Annotated in this window: 12 protein-coding genes and 1 pseudogene; 5 read left to right on the forward strand and 8 right to left on the reverse strand. The window is 44.3% G+C overall.

The features are described 5' to 3' along the window. The first annotated feature begins 1,171 nt into the window (after window positions 1-1,171). The 3 genes from nifJ to V7K49_RS18690 all read left to right on the forward strand — a co-directional run bounded on the left by nifJ (window position 1,172) and on the right by V7K49_RS18690 (window position 8,694). Window positions 1,172-4,831: a pyruvate:ferredoxin (flavodoxin) oxidoreductase gene (gene nifJ, locus V7K49_RS18680; protein WP_335206811.1), complete on the forward strand. Its 3,660-nt coding sequence runs from the start codon at window positions 1,172-1,174 to the stop codon at window positions 4,829-4,831. Between the two features lie 936 nt (window positions 4,832-5,767). Beyond that, window positions 5,768-8,308, forward strand: coding sequence for a beta strand repeat-containing protein (locus tag V7K49_RS18685; RefSeq protein ID WP_442948677.1), 2,541 nt, complete (start codon window positions 5,768-5,770; stop codon window positions 8,306-8,308). A gap of 164 nt (window positions 8,309-8,472) precedes the next feature. Next, the gene (locus V7K49_RS18690) at window positions 8,473-8,694 is read left to right on the forward strand and encodes a hypothetical protein (protein WP_335206814.1); all 222 of its coding nucleotides are present in this window, start codon (window positions 8,473-8,475) and stop codon (window positions 8,692-8,694) included. Between the two features lie 28 nt (window positions 8,695-8,722). Here V7K49_RS18690 and V7K49_RS18695 read toward each other — a convergent pair whose 3' ends face one another. Together V7K49_RS18695 and V7K49_RS18700 are read right to left on the reverse strand one after the other, a co-directional pair. After that, window positions 8,723-9,637: a DUF1338 domain-containing protein gene (locus V7K49_RS18695; protein ID WP_335206816.1), complete on the reverse strand. Its 915-nt coding sequence runs from the start codon at window positions 9,635-9,637 to the stop codon at window positions 8,723-8,725. 74 nt (window positions 9,638-9,711) lie between these two features. Continuing rightward, window positions 9,712-11,031, reverse strand: coding sequence for an acetyl ornithine aminotransferase family protein (locus tag V7K49_RS18700; RefSeq protein ID WP_335206817.1), 1,320 nt, complete (start codon window positions 11,029-11,031; stop codon window positions 9,712-9,714). Window positions 11,032-11,485: 454 nt separating this feature from the next. On the opposite strand from V7K49_RS18700, the gene V7K49_RS18705 reads away from it, so the two are divergent. Continuing rightward, window positions 11,486-11,659, forward strand: coding sequence for a hypothetical protein (locus tag V7K49_RS18705; RefSeq protein WP_335206819.1), 174 nt, complete (start codon window positions 11,486-11,488; stop codon window positions 11,657-11,659). Here V7K49_RS18705 and V7K49_RS18710 read toward each other — a convergent pair. After that, window positions 11,640-11,930 (reverse strand): hypothetical protein, encoded by a 291-nt coding sequence (locus V7K49_RS18710; RefSeq protein ID WP_335206820.1) that lies wholly within the window; start codon window positions 11,928-11,930, stop codon window positions 11,640-11,642. The genes V7K49_RS18705 and V7K49_RS18710 overlap by 20 nt on opposite strands. Before the next feature lie 299 nt (window positions 11,931-12,229). On the opposite strand from V7K49_RS18710, the gene V7K49_RS18715 reads away from it, so the two are divergent. Continuing rightward, window positions 12,230-12,847 (forward strand): DUF1003 domain-containing protein, encoded by a 618-nt coding sequence (locus V7K49_RS18715; protein WP_335206822.1) that lies wholly within the window; start codon window positions 12,230-12,232, stop codon window positions 12,845-12,847. A 75-nt stretch (window positions 12,848-12,922) separates the two neighbouring features. On the opposite strand, the pseudogene V7K49_RS34720 reads toward V7K49_RS18715, so the two are convergent. The 5 genes and pseudogenes from V7K49_RS34720 to V7K49_RS18735 all read right to left on the reverse strand — a co-directional run. Next, window positions 12,923-13,054 (reverse strand): annotated as a pseudogene (locus tag V7K49_RS34720) (IS701 family transposase); the annotation flags it as partial. A 42-nt stretch (window positions 13,055-13,096) separates the two neighbouring features. After that, window positions 13,097-14,317 carry a M20 family metallopeptidase gene (locus V7K49_RS18720; RefSeq protein WP_335206823.1) on the reverse strand — a complete coding sequence of 407 codons (1,221 nt, stop codon included), beginning with the start codon at window positions 14,315-14,317 and terminating at the stop codon, window positions 13,097-13,099. A 197-nt stretch (window positions 14,318-14,514) separates the two neighbouring features. Further along, window positions 14,515-14,649 (reverse strand): hypothetical protein, encoded by a 135-nt coding sequence (locus V7K49_RS18725; RefSeq protein WP_335206824.1) that lies wholly within the window; start codon window positions 14,647-14,649, stop codon window positions 14,515-14,517. 258 nt (window positions 14,650-14,907) lie between these two features. Next, window positions 14,908-15,588: a dethiobiotin synthase gene (gene bioD / locus V7K49_RS18730; protein WP_334867906.1), complete on the reverse strand. Its 681-nt coding sequence runs from the start codon at window positions 15,586-15,588 to the stop codon at window positions 14,908-14,910. Continuing rightward, window positions 15,588-17,381: a protein kinase domain-containing protein gene (locus V7K49_RS18735; RefSeq protein WP_335206825.1), complete on the reverse strand. Its 1,794-nt coding sequence runs from the start codon at window positions 17,379-17,381 to the stop codon at window positions 15,588-15,590. The genes bioD and V7K49_RS18735 overlap by 1 nt, the downstream gene beginning before the upstream one ends. Window positions 17,382-17,541: the final 160 nt, after the last annotated feature.

Genomic DNA, 17,541 nt, shown 5'->3' on the forward strand with positions numbered 1-17,541 from the left:
CAAGCTAAGAACATCGGAAGCTGGGTGCGGTGAAAGCCGCACGCCCAGATTTAACTGAGAGGTGCGGGGAATAATATCCCCCATCGACTCAACCGATGGTCAGTTAAAGACCGATGGCACAGATACCGCTACAACAGGCAAGTAATACCAATTCGTAATTCGTCAAACTTACTTACAGCAGTTTTCATTTAATTGAACCATATATATAGCAAAAGCTTTTAGAGATTGTCTCCTTGTCTCGTTCCCAGTCTCTGACTGGGAATGCCTAATGAGAGGCTCCGCCTCTTAACTTGTTGCAGAGCCACAATGAAAGAGCATTTCCAGCCAGAGGCTGGAAACGAGATTTTAAAGGAGTTTGCGCTTAAGTTGATACCAATGAGCATTGCTGTGCCCTTATAGTGTGGTCTATTTACCTGAAAATAGTTGTAATAATGGCTGCTTAGAGGTCATTTATAAAGTAAAAGTAAAGATAAAGTCGAATTTAATAAGCAAAATACCTAATTGCTTTCTCAAAATGCCTGATTACTTTCTCATTTGAGTAATTCACGCATTCTATTTTGGTGTATCGTTTAAATCGAACGATATTAAGCAACTTTTTCTTAGTAGTATTCCGAATAGAGGTTTACCTTTGGTCAAACTTTATGGTAGTAATGCAAAAAAGTGAGTTTATAGCTCAAACTCGATAAGCATTATTTGTCTACAAATCTCTTGTGGCGAGCCTCCAAACTTCGGAGGCTGCTTTGTCTTGCAAGCAAATGGAGATTTATGTTGTGGTCGAATTCAGAAGTCAAAAGTCAATAAGATTTCCTCATCTTAGGAAAGTTTCTCATTTCGGGAATATTTTGTATCAGAGATTCCCGACCCTATACCCCACAAAAAAGAAGAAACTGCCTGAAAGTCTTATCAAAGAGAGACTTCGGTTATTGAGTACATTATTAATACATGTGAATAGATGCAATATTGCAGATGAGATATTAATAGATGCAATATTTGTTGAAAGTTAATTTAAGAGCCAAAAGCCATTAATAAATTATCCTTTCAACACGGAGTAAATCCTACCGATAAATCTTTAATGTATATAATCCACTCACTTTCTAGTTCTAGCTATTTCTGATTCTTATATTCACGTGTTCTGATCATGCAGCTTAGAGGCGGGGACAAAAATCATATTATGAACAAAACCTTTGCAACCATCGACGGGAATGAGGCTGTCGCCCGTGTTGCTTACAAATTAAATGAAGTGATTGCCATTTATCCCATCACCCCCTCTTCAGCAATGGGTGAATGGGCAGATGCTTGGTCAGCAGAAAGTCGTCCCAATCTCTGGGGTACTGTTCCCAGCGTGGTGCAAATGCAGAGCGAGGGAGGAGCCGCCGGTGCTGTGCATGGAGCATTACAAACAGGTTCCCTGAGTACTACCTTCACGGCATCTCAGGGATTATTGTTGATGATACCCAACTTCTACAAAATTGCTGGTGAACTGACTAGTGCCGTGGTTCACGTTGCAGCCCGCTCCCTGGCTACCCACGCCTTATCAATTTTTGGTGACCATAGCGATGTGATGGCAGCTCGGGCTACTGGTTTTGCTTTGCTGTGTTCCGCTTCTGTGCAGGAAAGTCAAGATTTTGCTCTCATCGCCCATGCTGCTACCCTAGAAGCGCGAGTCTCGTTTATGCACTTCTTTGACGGCTTCCGCACTTCCCATGAAGTGCAGAAAGTCAAACTGCTGTCAGATGACGATTTGCGATCGCTCATCCACGATCACCTCATCCTCGCCCACCGCAGCCGTGCGCTCACCCCAGATCGTCCAGTCTTGCGGGGGACTGCCCAAAACCCCGATGTCTACTTCCAAGGACGTGAAGCCGCTAACCCTTACTACAACGCTTGTCCAGAAATTGTCCAGCGGATCATGGATGAATTTGGAGAACGCACGGGAAGGCATTACAAAATCTATGAATATTACGGGGCCAACGATGCCGATCGCGTTATCGTTATCATGGGTTCAGGCTGTGAAACCGTCCATGAAACAGTAGATTACCTTAACGCCCGTGGTGAAAAACTTGGGGTAGTGAAAGTGCGACTTTACCGCCCCTTTGATGTCCAAAGGTTTGTTGCAGTATTGCCAACTAGTGTAAAAGCGATCGCAGTTCTCGACCGCACTAAAGAAGCAGGTAGTGCCGGGGAACCTTTGTATTTGGATGTTGTAGCTGCTATCCATGAGGCGTGGGGAGATAAGGAAGCAGGGGGAGAAAATACTCTTTCGTACCCCAAAATTATTGGTGGTCGTTACGGTCTTTCTTCTAAGGAATTTACGCCAGCGATGGTGAAGGGCATCTTTGATAATCTTGCCCAAGCCAAACCAAAAAATCACTTTACAATTGGGATTAATGACGACGTTAGTCATACTTCTTTGAGCTTTGACCACAACTTCTCTACAGAATCAGATAATGTTGTCAGGGCAATGTTCTATGGGTTGGGTGCTGATGGCACTGTTGGGGCTAACAAAAACTCTATCAAGATTATTGGTGAAGAAACCGACAATTACGCCCAAGGCTACTTTGTCTTTGACTCAAAGAAATCTGGCTCGATGACTGTCTCTCACCTACGTTTCGGTAAAGAACCAATTCGCTCCACCTACCTAATTGACCAAGCCAACTTTATTGGTTGTCATCATTGGGGATTTCTGGAACGCATAGATGTTTTAAAGGCTGCTATTCCTGGGGCAACTTTGCTGCTTAACAGTCCCTATGATGCAGATAGCGTTTGGGAAAATCTGCCGTTCAAAGTGCAGCAGCAAATTATCGATAAGCATTTGAAGTTATATACCATCAATGCTAGCGAGGTTGCCCGTGAAAGTGGCATGGGTGGCAGAATTAACACTATTATGCAGGTATGCTTCTTTGCCTTAGCGGGTGTCTTGCCACAAGAAGAAGCGATCGCTAAAATCAAACAAGCGATTGACAAGACTTATGGTAAAAAAGGCGCAGAAGTTGTCCGCATGAACTTGCAAGCTGTAGACAACACCTTAGACAACTTGCATAAAGTACATGTACCACAGACAATCAATAATCCAAAATCCAAAATCGTTCGACTGAGCGGAGCCGAAGTCCAAAATCCAAAATTGCTAGACTCTGCTCCTGAATTTGTGCGGGAAGTTCTGGGCAAAATCATGGTCTGGGAAGGTGATGACTTACCTGTTAGCACACTACCTGTTGATGGCACCTTTCCCGTAGGTACTGCCAAGTGGGAAAAACGTAATGTTGCCGAAGAGATACCTGTATGGGAGCCGGATGTCTGCATACAATGTGGTAAGTGCGTCATGGTTTGTCCCCATAGTGCCATCCGTGCAAAGGCTTATCAAGCGGATGAGTTAGTTAATGCACCAGAAACTTTCAAGTCAACTGGTGCAAAAGATAAAGACTTTGCCAATCAAAAATTTACCATTCAAGTTGCTCCAGAAGATTGCACAGGATGCACTATTTGTGTAAATATTTGCCCTGCTAAAGATAAATCTGAGCCATTGCTGAAAGCGATTAATATGGCACAGCAGTTGCCTTTACAACAGCAAGAGCGCAAAAACTGGGATTTCTTCTTGAGTTTGCCTAATCCTGACAGGCGATCGCTAAAATTAAACCAGATTCGCCAACAACAACTGCAAGAACCTTTATTTGAATTCTCTGGTGCTTGTGCAGGTTGTGGTGAAACACCTTATTTGAAATTATTAACACAATTGTTTGGCGATCGCGCCGTCATCGCCAATGCTACAGGTTGTTCCTCAATTTATGGTGGTAACCTCCCCACAACTCCTTGGACAACAAACGCCCAAGGACGTGGCCCCGCGTGGTCTAATAATCTATTTGAAGATAACGCCGAATTCGGTTTTGGCTTCCGCCTTTCCCTCGACAAACAAGCTGAGTTTGCGGCGGAATTATTGCAACAATTGGGGAGTGAAATAGATGAAAACCTTGTCTATTCCATCCTCAAAGCTGAACAAAAATCTGAAGCTGACATTTGGGAACAGCGGGAAAGAATAGAACTGTTGCAGCAGAAGTTAGATGAAATCCTAACTCTCGACCCCAATCGTTCGACTGAGCGACTTGCCTTGAGCGAAGCCGAAAGGAGCCGAAGTCTAAAATCCAAAATCCAAAATCTCAAATCCCTTGCAGACTACTTGGTGAGAAAAAGCGTCTGGATTGTTGGTGGTGACGGTTGGGCTTATGACATTGATTTTGGCGGCATCGATCATGTAATTGCTAGTGGTCGAAATGTGAATATCTTAGTAATGGATACAGAAGTGTATTCTAATACAGGCGGTCAATCTTCTAAAGCTACGCCACGAGCAGCAGTTGCTAAATATGCCGCCAGTGGCAAGCCTGCACCTAAAAAAGACTTAGGGATGATTGCCATGACCTACGGAAATGTCTACGTAGCGAGTGTAGCGCTTGGTGCTAGAGATGAACATACTCTCAAAGCATTTCTAGAAGCAGAAGCTTATGATGGGCCATCACTGATTATTGCTTACAGCCATTGCATCGCCCACGGCATTAATATGACCACAGGGATGAATCACCAAAAAACTCTGGTAGAATCAGGTCGTTGGTTGCTGTATCGCCATAATCCAGAGTTGCTCAAACAGGGTAAAAATCCTTTGCAATTGGATATGCGATCGCCTAAGCAATCTGTAGAAGATTCGATGTATCAAGAAAATCGCTTCAAAATGCTCACCAAGAGCAAACCCGACGTTGCCAAGCACTTGTTAGAACAAGCGCAAGCTGAGGTTGATGCACGTTGGCAAATGTATCAATATTTGGCAAAGCGCGACACTCTCTGAACATCAGCCTTAGTTTCGGTGACAAACATCGCGATTGTGGTTATAAACATCGCGATGTTTGTCACAAATATCATAATTTTCGTTACAATCATTGCAATTTTCCTTACCAAGTACAGCATTTCATTAATTCGTAGCGAATTAAACTTAGTAATACCTTACAATGCCAATGCATCGGCTGCAATCTTAATGCGTCTGGTTACAATGCCAATGTATCGGCTGCAATCTTAATGCGTCTGTTTACAATGCCAATGCGTCGGCTGCAATCTTAATGTGTCTGGTTACAATGCCAATGCATCGGCTGCAATCTTAATGCGTCTGTTTACAATGCCAACGCATCGGCTGCAATCTTAATGCGTTTCTCTTCATTAAATATGCTACGTTCTTACGCAGAACTGTACTAAGGGACTGACAAAAAATAAATTATCCAAAATTATTTGTACATTTGTAGGGGATCTTGTCCTTGCGCCCCTACGTTCGCGGAGCGTCCCGCAGGGATGGGATGTTTTTTTAACTGGAAGTCCCTAAGGCTGTGGTTTAAATTGTGTAGAACGCAAACTTTAGCCAACAAACCCGCAAATATTGGGTTTCCTTCCTCAAAACAATGTATAAAAATAGCGCGATGTCTCCGACGGACTACACTTACACAAAAACTTTACTTGCCACCTCATAAAATTAACTGTAACTTTACCATAATTACACCCAGTTTCTTGACAATGCTTAGATAATCATCAGAGTATTTAATCGTAATTACGATTTCCGCCAAGCGGTACTAGTACCGCTTGGCGGAAGTCAAAAGTCAAAAGTCAAAAGTCAAAATTACTATGGAATAAGCTCTTTAGGGCTTTTCAATGGTCTGCTTATTTACGCCGTGCTGTACTAGTGTCTTTGCTAATGACTAACGACAAATAACTCATAAAAACTAACACTGGAGAAATGATGGTAAATTCAACTTTTAACCTTTCAAATCTCAACGGCACTAACGGCTTTGCTATCAACGGCATCAATCCAGATGACGCCTCAGGCATTTCTGTCAGCAGTGCGGGAGACATCAACGGCGACGGCATCGACGACCTGATTATCGGGGCACCAGGTGCCGACCTCAACGGCACAAGCTCAGGGCAGAGCTACGTGGTGTTTGGCAGCAAGAGTGGTTTTGATGCCCAATTCAAACTCTCCACCCTCAACGGTACTAATGGCTTTGCCATCAACGGCATTAATCCAGGTGACGACTCAGGCGGTTCTGTCAGCAGTGCAGGAGACATCAACGGCGACGGTATCGACGACCTGATTATCGTGGCATCCTTTGCCGACCCCAACGGCACAAACTCAGGGCAGAGCTACGTGGTGTTTGGCAGCAAGAGCGGTTTTAATGCCCAATTCAACCTCTCCACCCTCAACGGCACTAATGGCTTTGCCATCAACGGCATCAATGCATTTGACCAAGCAAACGTTGTCAGCAGTGTGGGAGACATCAATGGCGATGGTATCGACGACCTGATTATCGGGGCATCATCTGCCGACCCCAACAGTGAAGGATCGGGGCAGAGCTACGTGGTGTTTGGCAGCAAGAGCGGTTTTAATGCCCAATTCAACCTCTCTACCCTCAACGGCACTAATGGCTTTGCCATCAACGGCATCAATCAATATGACTTCTCAGGCACTTCTGTCAGCAGTGCAGGAGACATCAACGGTGACGGCATCGCTGACCTAATTATCGGAGCACCAATTGCCCCCAACACTATCCAATCAGGGCAGAGCTACGTGGTGTTTGGCAGCAAGAGTGGTTTTGATGCCCAACTCAATCTCTCTACTCTCAATGGCACTAACGGCTTTGCCATTAACGGCATTAATCCAGGTGACACCTCAGGCCGTTATGTCAGCAGTGCGGGAGACATCAACGGTGACGGTATCGACGATCTGATTATTGGGGCAACGAATGCCTCCCCCAACGCTATCCAATCAGGGCAGAGCTACGTGGTGTTTGGCAGCAAGGGCGGTTTTGGTGCCCAATTCAATCTCTCCACTCTCAACGGCACTAACGGCTTTGCCATCAACGGCATCGCGGCGGATGACGAATCAAGCGTTGTCAGCAGTGCGGGAGATATCAACGGCGACGGTATCGACGACCTGATTATCGGGAAAAACGTTGCCTCCCTTAACGACACAGGGTCAGCGCAGAGCTACGTGGTGTTTGGCAGCAAGGGAGGTTTTGAAGCCCAATTCAACCTGTCCACCCTTAACGGCACTAACGGCTTTGTCATCAATGGCATCACTGAAATGTACCCATCAGGCATCCAAGTCAGCAGTGCGGGAGACATCAACAGCGATGGTTTTGACGACCTGATTATCGGGGCACCAGGTGCCTCCCCCAACGGCATTTTTTCAGGGCAGAGCTACGTGGTGTTTGGCGGAAAAAATATCGGCAGTGGCAGCACCATTAACCTGACGGGAACTGCTGGTACAGATACTCTTTTCGGCACAATTAGCAACAATATCATCGACGGCAAAGCTGGTAATGATATCCTCACGGGCAACGGTGGTCAAGATAAGTTTATTATTCGCTCTGGCGATGGCAATGATATCATCACCGATTTTAGTGGCGTAGGAGGTAAAGGCTCAAACCCAGCAGCAGCAGTGATTGCTAATGTTGATACACTGCAATTTATCGGTTCGGGACTAACTGCCCGAAATTTGCAACTAACTGAAAATGGCAACAACTTAGAAGTCACGTTTGAAAATGTAGCTAACACCAAAGTAACTCTGCAAAACTTCAAACTACCAAACCTGGATAACCTACCAGCAAGTTCTTCAAGACCTGCACTCGGCAATATAGAGTTTGATGGGCAAAGCAGCATCACCGACAGCTTTGATGTGATTACTGCCAACTCCACTCAAACTAACATTTTCAACAAAAACACTGTCACCTTCCTGAATGACTTAAACAATAATATCGCCGGTTTTGACAACTCCAATGATGTGATTAATGGTCAAGGAGGTAACGACATTATTAATGGCAACAGTGGCAATGACCTGTTGCGGGGCGGGTCAGGCGATGATATTCTCATCGGTGGAGAAGATAATGATACTCTTGTGGGTGGTGTAGGCAATGATGTTCTCGTTGGTGGTGTAGGTGCTGACATATTCCTTTACAACACCGATACAGCCTTTGCCCTGACTGCCGTTGGTGTAGATGCGATCGCTGACTTCAAACACTCCCAAGGTGACAAGATTATCCTAGATAAAACTACCTTTAATGCAATTACTTCAGCTGCCGGAACTGGTTTTAGTAACGCCAGTGATTTTAAAATCACTTCTTCAGCGGGGACTAGCACCGCGAAAATCGTGTACGATCCTGTGAGTGGGCAGTTGTTCTACAACCAAAATGGCAGCGCGACTGGTTTTGGCAGTGGTGGTCTATTTGCGACTCTAACTGGTGCGCCAACTCTCACGGCATCTGATTTTGTGTTGCAAGCGTAGTTCGCTCAAAACACGGAGTTTCAAGCTTGGAACACGAAACTTCAAGCTTGAAACACTGGTTTTGGCAGCGGTGGTTAATTTGCGACTCTAACTGGTGCGTCAACTCTCACGGCATCTGATTTTGTGTTGCAAGCATAATTCTTCCAAAACACCGAGTTCCAAGCTTGGAACACGAAACTTCGAGCTTTGAACACGAAACTCCGAGCTTTGAACACGAAACTCCGAGTTCAGAACACGAAACTCCGAGTTCAGAATATAAAACTTCGAGTTCAGAACACGAAACTCCGAGTTCAGAATATAAAAATTCGAGTTCAGAACACGAAACTCCGAGTTCAGAATATAAAACTCCGAGTTCAGAACATGAAACTTCGAGTTCAGAACCTTGAAGCTTATTTCTTCACTAACAACTCTGGGCTATTTAGATAAACGAGTCATTTCAAATAATTGCTGGGCATTACTTCCTAAAAAAGCATCGAAAAGTACCTGCTTTCCAGATTCCACTTCTACTAGATAGCGCTGGGCAATTTCATAATAGGCGTAAGTCCAAGGGATCTGAATTTCTGCGCCACTGTTATCATCTAACACTGTCACCATTTCTGTTACTGCTTGAGTTGCAGTTTGCCGCAAACCACAAGCAACATTTCCCTCTATCTCTGCTTTCATTGGTACACCCAGGTTAGCCAAAGCACTGGCGGTAGTATCAATGTCTGGATATTCTGGAGTATTCTGGCCGTTAACGTAGCCTGTGAAATGGTTAACACCATATCCGTGCAGCAATACCCAAGCCCCATACTGAGTAACCTGATTCACCTCTTCGACAACAGAACGCTGGGGAGGTAGCCAAGGGCGGGTGAAGACTTGCTGGAGTTGTTTGGCAATAGTTTCAATGTTCCCGTCTTTTTGTAGAAGAGTAAGCGGTGAGGTCAGGTCGTATTGGATTGAAGATACTGTTTTAGAGATGAGTTGGGCAATATTAGCAGGCAATTCATCGACAATCAACTCGCTGATAAACAGTTTGGGTAAATTAAATTCCTCTTGCTGTGGATGACGATAATGACGGGCATACAGATGAGTTTGAGCAAAATTATACTCTCCAACTGCCATGTAACCTAAAGCTTCTGCAAGTTGCCCAAGGTAGTCAATTCCCAAGTTAACTTGACCCTGTGGACTATCTACTAATAAACGCAAAGACCGAAAGGCGATGTGGTCGTTGGCGACAGTCCCACCCGCAGCAGTAATCATTTGCTGGTAGGTACGGGCATGATTTACCCTGGCGCTGTATTCTTGCCAAAGTAATTTCCATAAATGAAGGGCAATTTCGGGTTTCATATAGATTAGTTATTTGTGATTAGTTAACAGTAGAGACGCGATTAATCACGTCTCTACAAGTCCCACTTATCTTTCTAAGAACTTAAAATCTCACTGATAATCTGAAGGGCTATGTGAATTTGGTCGCTGTCGATAACTAGAGGTGGACAAAAACGAATTGCTGCTTTACCGCAACCTAGTAACAATAAACCGCGTAAAAAAGCTTCTTGGATAATGCGATCGCGCAATTTATGATTAAGATTACCCTGTTCATCCAATAAGTCCACCGCAACCATCAAACCCTTACCTCGTGGCGGCGATACCTTGGGAAATCTTTGATGCAACTTGGTCAGACTCGCTTGTAATAATTGCCCCATCTGGGTAGCGTTGCTCATCAAACCACTTTCTAGCAGTCGCAGTGTGGCAATACCAGCAGCACAAGCTACGGGATTACCGCCAAATGTGGTAGCGTGAGAACCAGGAGGCCAAGTCATTAACTCAGGTCTGGCAAGTATCGCTCCTAAAGGCAGACCACTGGCGATACCTTTGGCAGTAGTAATGATATCAGGCATCACTCCCCAATGCTCGATCGCAAATAAGCGACCAGTCCGCCCCATCCCCGCTTGCACTTCATCCACTACCATTAGAATACCGTGGCGATCGCAAATATCCCGAATCCGTTGCAAGAAACCATCCTCTGGTACGATATACCCACCTTCTCCTTGAATCGCTTCGACTACGATCGCCGCTACTTCTTGCGCTGGTAAAATTGTCGTGAATAGCTGTTTTTCCAGGTAATCTAAGCTAGCATGAGTGCCGTAGGGGATATGAGTAACACCAGGAACTAAAGGCCCAAAATTAGCTCGCTGCACTGCTTTGGAACCCGTGAGAGACATTGCCCCATAGGTGCGTCCGTGAAATGCACCTAAGAAAGCTATGATTAGCGATCGCTTGGTGTAATATCGAGCTAGTTTGATGGCTCCTTCGTTGGATTCTGCGCCAGAATTGGTGAAAAATACTTTTGCAGGGAACTTAGCGTTATTCTGTGGATTGGGAAAAGGGGCACGACTCGCCAATTGTTCCGCTAGTTCCACCATCGGCTCATAATAAAAATCCGTCCCTGACATGTGCAGTAGACGCTCCGACTGTTCTTGAATTGCTTTGACGACTTCTGGGTGGGCGTGTCCGGTGGCGGTAACAGCAATACCTGCGGTCATATCCAGAAATACATTGCCATCCACATCTTCCACCATACAGCCCTGGCCGCGAGATACAACTAAGGGATAATCGCGGGTATAAGAAGGGGAAGTTACAGCGCGATCGCGTTGTACAATTGCTTGAGCACGAGGCCCAGGTAAGGAAGTTATTAAACGGGGTGTACGAGGTAAATTTAGGTTAATAGGGATACTTAACATAATTTTTTTCGATTTTTTAAAGATTACTGAATAATTAAACGCTAAAGGTTGATTGCTTACAGTAGCATTTGATTCCATTAGTGTAGGAATTACGCATTTAACGAAAAATTCGAGTATCCGTCAGCGATCAGGCAAAAATACAGAAATCCTCAGAGGTTGCCCGTTTTTATAACACAACTTCTGCGATCGCGTCATCTTGTATTTTTTGAAGCATAACTGCTTAACTATTAGATGTCAGGGTACAAGCTACAGCACATTTTTGATAAAAAGGTGTATTACATCCACAGGAGAATTGCTATATGCAAAAATTAATACAAGTCTCTGAGATAATCAACCAATGACTTGGGCATCTGGATAAAAGTTACACCGCGATCAGTATGAAATTAAACAAGAGTTAGGACAGGGACACTTCGCTATTACTTATCTTGCTGAGGATCGGGATGGCAAGAATGTTGTGATTAAAACATTGAATCCCAATTTGCTTAACCAATTCACTGACCAAGACCGCGATCGCGATCGCGTCAATCAAGCTATTTTCCACGCAATGGAACTACAACCCGACAATCGTCCCGAAACAGTAGAACACTGGTTAAAAGAATCATATCAAGTCAACTTAACGTCGCAATAGTTAGATCGGCAGCGGCATTTGTTGCTATTGCGATCACAATAGTTAGATCAGCAGTCGCATTTGTTGCTATTGCGATCGCAATAGTTAGATCGGCAGCGGCATTTGTTGCTATTGCGATCACAATAGTTAGATCAGCAGCGGCATTTGTTGCTATTGCGATCGCAATAGTTAGATCGGCAGCGGCATTTGTTGCTATTGCGATCGCAATAGTTAGATCGGCAGTCGCATTTGTTGCTATTACGATCGCAATAGTTAGATCGGCAGTTGCCACAAAACCTCAATCTTCCTCTCTGCGCCTCTGCGTGAGCTTTCCTAATTCACTAACGCCAACCACCATAACCAACTAAAAGCGTGTCAGAATGAGTATTAGGTATCAATAAATCTAGGCATATGTTCTGGCAAAACAGCAATAAATAAACTCCAAAAACCTTGTTTGATTCAGTAGCAATAGCAATTTACCAAAATCTATCTGTGGGTACTTTCATGCATTCTTTATACCTTCAAGTATCGCCTTCCAGTCAAAATTGAAGTTAGTCAGTTGAAGGAATCATTTATAACACTAGACTACCAATGCAAACTAACAATCAACCAAATTCAAGTGATTCACAGCAAGTATCGCAAAAAATTCTGCCCACTGCCCCATTACCAGAATCTATTAGTCAAAATATCGAGACTATCATCGCATTGCACAGACGTTCTGAAAAAAATGTCCCACAACACCAGCGCTTTGTAGAAACAATAACCATCTTTTTTGGTCGTCCTGTATTCCTGTATAGCATTCTGCTTGGGATTATTCTTTGGGTAATACCCAATGCCTTACCACGACGTTTAGGTGTACCTAGATTTGAGGAAGTTCCATTTCCTTGGTTACAATTTTCACTGACTGCGGGTTCATTGTTGGTGACAACAGGGGTATTGATTAAACAAGAACGACAAGAAAAGTTAGCAGAGCAACGGGCGCAACTTAGCCTTCAACTCAACCTGCTCTCTGAGCAGAAAATCGCTAAACTCATCGCTTTGATTGAGGAATTACGCCAAGATATTCCCAATGTCAAAAATCGCTTTGACCCGGAGGCTGAAATAATGAAGTCCCCTACTGATGCACACGCAATTGTAGACTTATTGGAAGAAACCCTAGCATCAGAGTTAGCAAATTTATCGCAGGAAGAAATATCAACTCAGGAGTAACAAAGTAAGCGTAGTCAGGACTTACGCAACTGTCACAAGCGATGGCGCGGTGTAGATGTGCCGCGCGCCAAACAACTAGGCGAGAAACATGGGAATAGCCGGACGTTTTAGTTGCTGAACTAAATAATTTGATAACAATCTATGCTTAATTTGATAGATTGTCTGACCAGTTTGATCAGCTAAATCTTTGAGCTTAAGCCAGACTAAAAAATTGTAGTTCTTAAAAACAGCTAATTTACACCCATTCAATTAATTTAAAAAGTTCTCCACGCATCTGACAAATATTTCCACACCTATTCCCAACGCTGTTTCATCAAAATCAAACCGGGGATGATGATGAGGATAGGCTAAGTCTTTCTCAGGGTTAGCAGAACCTAAGAAGAAATAGCAACCAGGAACCTCTTGCAAGAAGAATGACATATCTTCAGCAGCCATAGTTTGACATTCTGGCACAATACCCATCGGGGTTTCTACCACTTTTTCTGCTACAGTTCGCACCAATTCTGCCATCTTAATATCATTAATTACTGGTGGATAAAGTGACCAGTATTCTAAGTCATAACTCGCACCATGACTTTGACAAATTCCAGCAATAATCTGCTCGACACGCTGGTTGAAAAAGCCTTTCAAACTAGGATTAAAATACCTGACAGTGGCAGTCATTCTCGCTGTATCAGCGATCACATTTCGCTTGGTTCCAGCATGAAGTTCGCCTACTGTCACCACTGCCGAATCAATGGGATTAACATTCCGAGCGACAATGGTTTGCAAAGCATTCACAATTTGAGCAGCAACTACAACAGAGTCAACAGTTTGATGGGGTAGTGCGCCATGTCCACCTTTGCCCAAAATTGTGCAGTTAAAGCACTCCACAGCTGCCATCAACGCCCCAGCCCGCACACCCACTGTTCCCAAGGGCAAATTATTCCATAAGTGCAAACCAATAATTGCGTCAACATCAGGATTTTTCAGGACTCCAGCTTCAATCATCGGCTTTGCGCCTCCTGGTGATTCTTCCGCTGGCTGAAAGATAATTTTCACGGTACCGGAGAAATCTTGGCGATGCTGCTGGAGATAATAAGCTGTACCTAAAGCGATCGCTGTATGTCCATCATGTCCACAAGCGTGCATCACTCCATCATTCTGCGATTTGTAGGGCACTTCGTTGAGTTCTTGGATTGGCAAAGCATCCATATCTGCCCGAATCGCTAAAACTTTCTCTGTGCCTAATTTGTTACCCTTGATGGTGGCAACAATGCCAGTGTGAGCAATGCCAGTTTGATGCTCAATTCCCCATTCTTGTAACTTTTGTGAGACAAACTCAGCAGTCAGTTTTTCTTTAAAACCCAACTCTGGTTGTTGATGCAATCGCCGCCGCCACTCGATCAATTGTGGTTGCAATGAGCGGATTGAAAGTCGGATGCGAGATAGGTCAATACTTGAAGAGGGATTGGGAAAGGTAGAAACCATTATGAAGACAAGCTAGTTTAAGTACAGCTAACTTAGTTTATCGTAGCGAATGGCGAAGAATCATCATCAGAATCTTCTTCAGGACTTACGCAACTAGCACAAGCAATGGCTAACCTCAGAGGACTTGACTTTAGAGGGCTAACCTCAACAAGTCCCCAAATTGCTACAAAAGCGAAAATCCTGGCAAAGATTATAGCCTACCAACATAAGTCAACCAACCAGCCGTACTCAGTCCTGCCTTCGTAAGAGTGTGGAAGTTCTACAGCACCTGCCAAAATCACGGCTGGTAAGCCCAACAAAAAAGAAAATCGGGCAGATGTCCCCCGTTCCATGCCCAAAAATTAAATAAGGCAGGTAAATCCTGCCTTGTGTGTCACTAAAGTTAGGTTAATTTCATCTTTTCTTACCATTGCACGTCTTATTGACAAAGCTATTACCGAGTTATGTCAGAACTGTGACTGCATCGGTTGTAAACAGGGATTGAACGTTCACTACGATCAGTTACTCAAGTCTTTTTCTCCAATGACCAATACTTCGGCTTCTCTACGAGACGCTACGCGAACGCTCAGTACAAGTTCCCAATGCCCTATTTAAAGTGTCAGTGTTTCCCAATCTAAATCTGATGCTACTTGAGCAAGTTTATCTAAATCAGTCAGGTTATCTAAATAGGGCAAGCAGCCTAAAACTGGCGTGTTAGTAAGTGATTGAATCAATTGGGGTGGTGTCCAGTCAGCTATTTCTGCATCCGTTCGAGGTTGTACGCAGTTCAGAACAATACCTTTGAGATTGATCCGCGATTGTCTAGCTAATGCTACGTTCGCCACTGCTTGAGCGATCGCACCCAATCTAACTGGCACTACCAATACCGTTGGTAAACGCCATTCCCCCGCCAAATCAGCTACCGTTAATTCCTCAGTTACTGGCGAACCTAACCCTCCTAAGGCTTCTACAAGCACAAAATCACGATGCGATCGCAATTTAGACAAAGCTTGCCACACAAGTGCTAAATCGACTCGGCGATTTTCCCGTGCTGCTGCTATGGGAGGGGCTAAAGGCGCTTGAAAGTACAAAGGTGTAATTTCTTCAGCAGATTGTTCTAGTGCAAATAGTTTTTGATACCACTCGCGATCGCCAATTCCCGATTGAATTGGTTTCATGATTCCCCAGCTACGCTGCGGGTAATATTTTTGCCAATAGGCTGCTAATGCTGTTGTTAAAACAGTTTTACCAGCTTCTGTATCAGTTCCAGTAATCAGTAGTGTGTTTAACATTAATTTCTTTGGCCAGAAAATGGTTGTGTTCCATCAGCCGGCGGTAAAGTTGGCGTTTCACCAGTTGTAGGAATTGGGTTAGGTGTTTGTGTTGGAATTGGCTGGGGTGTCTCTGTCGGAAATGGCTGTGGTGTTTGTGTGGGAATTGGCTGGGGTGTTTGTGTCGGAAATGGCAAGGGTGTTTGTGTGGGAAATGGCAGGGGTGTTTGTGTGGGAAATGGCAGGGGTGTCTCTGTCGGAATTGGCAAGGGTGTTTCTGTCGGAATTGGCAAAGGTGTCTCTGTAGGTGTTGGTTTGACTGGTTTTTCTAATGCAACATTGAGGTTGTAATTGCTTTCGGCAACTCCTGAAAGCAGTGTTAACTCAATAGTATATCTACCAGTAACCAGCAATGTATCTGCATAAGATGTTACTTGCTGGGTATTCGGATCAATTGGTTGTTGATTGGGACTGAAGACTGTTAGTAAAACGCTGCTTCCTGGGTCAAGAAACGCAGTTAACTTGTCACCTTCCTGCCCAAAAAAAGTGTACCGAATTATTTGATTTGTTTTGAGAGTATCTTTAACTGTGGTTATGTTATTAGATGCTTGCAGATTGAGCCGCCTACTAGATACAACAGGTTGATCGTTGGTAGGTGTGGATGTGAATGTAGTACCACCAGAAATCACTGGTGAAGGGAAATTTTGTGGAAGTGTCTCACTTGCTGATGGTTTTGACTGACTGCGGATGGAACTTACCAATGCCCAAGAACCAAATCCGGCGATGATCACTACAGCAATGGCAATTGCTGCGATCGCTAACGGATTATCCAAGATTGAGCTAGTATTACTTGGTGGAATCACAGGATCGGGTTGTTTCTTCCTGGGCGAAGCTGCTGGTGGTACTAAGTTAGGCCGGCGACCAACAGCCATTGTTTGCAAGTTCGATACATTATTAGGGGTAGGGACACTGGGTTGAGCCAGAGATTGCAGTGCTTGGGATACATTAGCAGCACTTTGGTAGCGATTGCTCGGTATATGATTCAACATTCGATTCAAAACCTGAGCAAATCGCGGATTCACTCTTACCCACCGCTGCCAATTCCAAGTTAGTTGGTTTTCGTCAAATAAATCCCTTGGTTCTTTACCAGTCAGCAAAACAATCGCACTCACCGCTAATGCATACAAGTCACTACTAGGATAAGCTCCCCCTGTTTGCATTTGTTCACTAGGAGAGTAGCCTAATTTTCCCACAGTGGTTTCTGGCATTCGGCTATTTGGCGATCGTAAACGCTCTGCCAGTTCCTTTACCACCCCAAAGTCAATTAACACAGGTTTAGCGTCACTATCTCGCAAAATAATATTTTCTGGCGAGATATCTCGGTGAATAATCCCTCGACTGTGAATATGCTCTAAAACAGGCAACAACAGCTGTATTAGCTGCAATACTTCAGCCTCTGTAAAGGTTTTACCCACAGCTTGACGTTCAGCCAGCAGAGTTCGGTACGTCTGACCTGCAACGTAGTCCTCCACCAAAAATAAGCGTTGGTCTTGCTCAAATCTTTCCCGGAATTTAGGCACTTGTGGGTGTTCGATTTGATATAAAATGGCAGCTTCTCGGTGAAAAAGCTCTTGTGCCTTCTTCCAAGCCAAAGCCTCCGTTGCTGTTGAAATCAATTCCTTGATCGCGCAAAGTTCGTTAAAGCGCCTCTGGTCTTCTGCCAGATAGGTTCTACCAAATCCTCCTTGTCCGAGAATTTGAATTATGCGGTAACGGTTTTGCAAGACAGTGCCAACTTTAATCGGTGGTTGCATGATCGATTGATTGAGTGTATTAGCAACTGAGGAGGAAGTCACCCACAAAGATTAAGTCCAAGAGGCGACACAGTTACATGCAGCGATATTTTACCTTACATAATAGTTAGGAGTATACGCAAAGTCACACTTCAAGTGTCTTAACTGTCTACAGCAATAT

It is taken from the genome of Nostoc sp., from assembly GCF_036919675.1.
Taxonomy (GTDB): Bacteria; Cyanobacteriota; Cyanobacteriia; order Cyanobacteriales; family Nostocaceae; genus Nostoc.

Coding starts and splice junctions, on each gene's coding strand:
- nifJ (WP_335206811.1), top strand. CDS start 1,172: ATGAACAAAACCTTTGCAACCATCGACGGGAATGAGGCTGTCGCCCGT.
- V7K49_RS18720 (WP_335206823.1), bottom strand. CDS start 14,317: ATGGTTTCTACCTTTCCCAATCCCTCTTCAAGTATTGACCTATCTCGC.
- V7K49_RS18685 (WP_442948677.1), top strand. CDS start 5,768: ATGGTAAATTCAACTTTTAACCTTTCAAATCTCAACGGCACTAACGGC.
- V7K49_RS18695 (WP_335206816.1), bottom strand. CDS start 9,637: ATGAAACCCGAAATTGCCCTTCATTTATGGAAATTACTTTGGCAAGAA.
- V7K49_RS18735 (WP_335206825.1), bottom strand. CDS start 17,381: ATGCAACCACCGATTAAAGTTGGCACTGTCTTGCAAAACCGTTACCGC.
- V7K49_RS18700 (WP_335206817.1), bottom strand. CDS start 11,031: ATGTTAAGTATCCCTATTAACCTAAATTTACCTCGTACACCCCGTTTA.
- V7K49_RS18715 (WP_335206822.1), top strand. CDS start 12,230: ATGCAAACTAACAATCAACCAAATTCAAGTGATTCACAGCAAGTATCG.
- V7K49_RS18725 (WP_335206824.1), bottom strand. CDS start 14,649: ATGGAACGGGGGACATCTGCCCGATTTTCTTTTTTGTTGGGCTTACCA.
- bioD (WP_334867906.1), bottom strand. CDS start 15,588: ATGTTAAACACACTACTGATTACTGGAACTGATACAGAAGCTGGTAAA.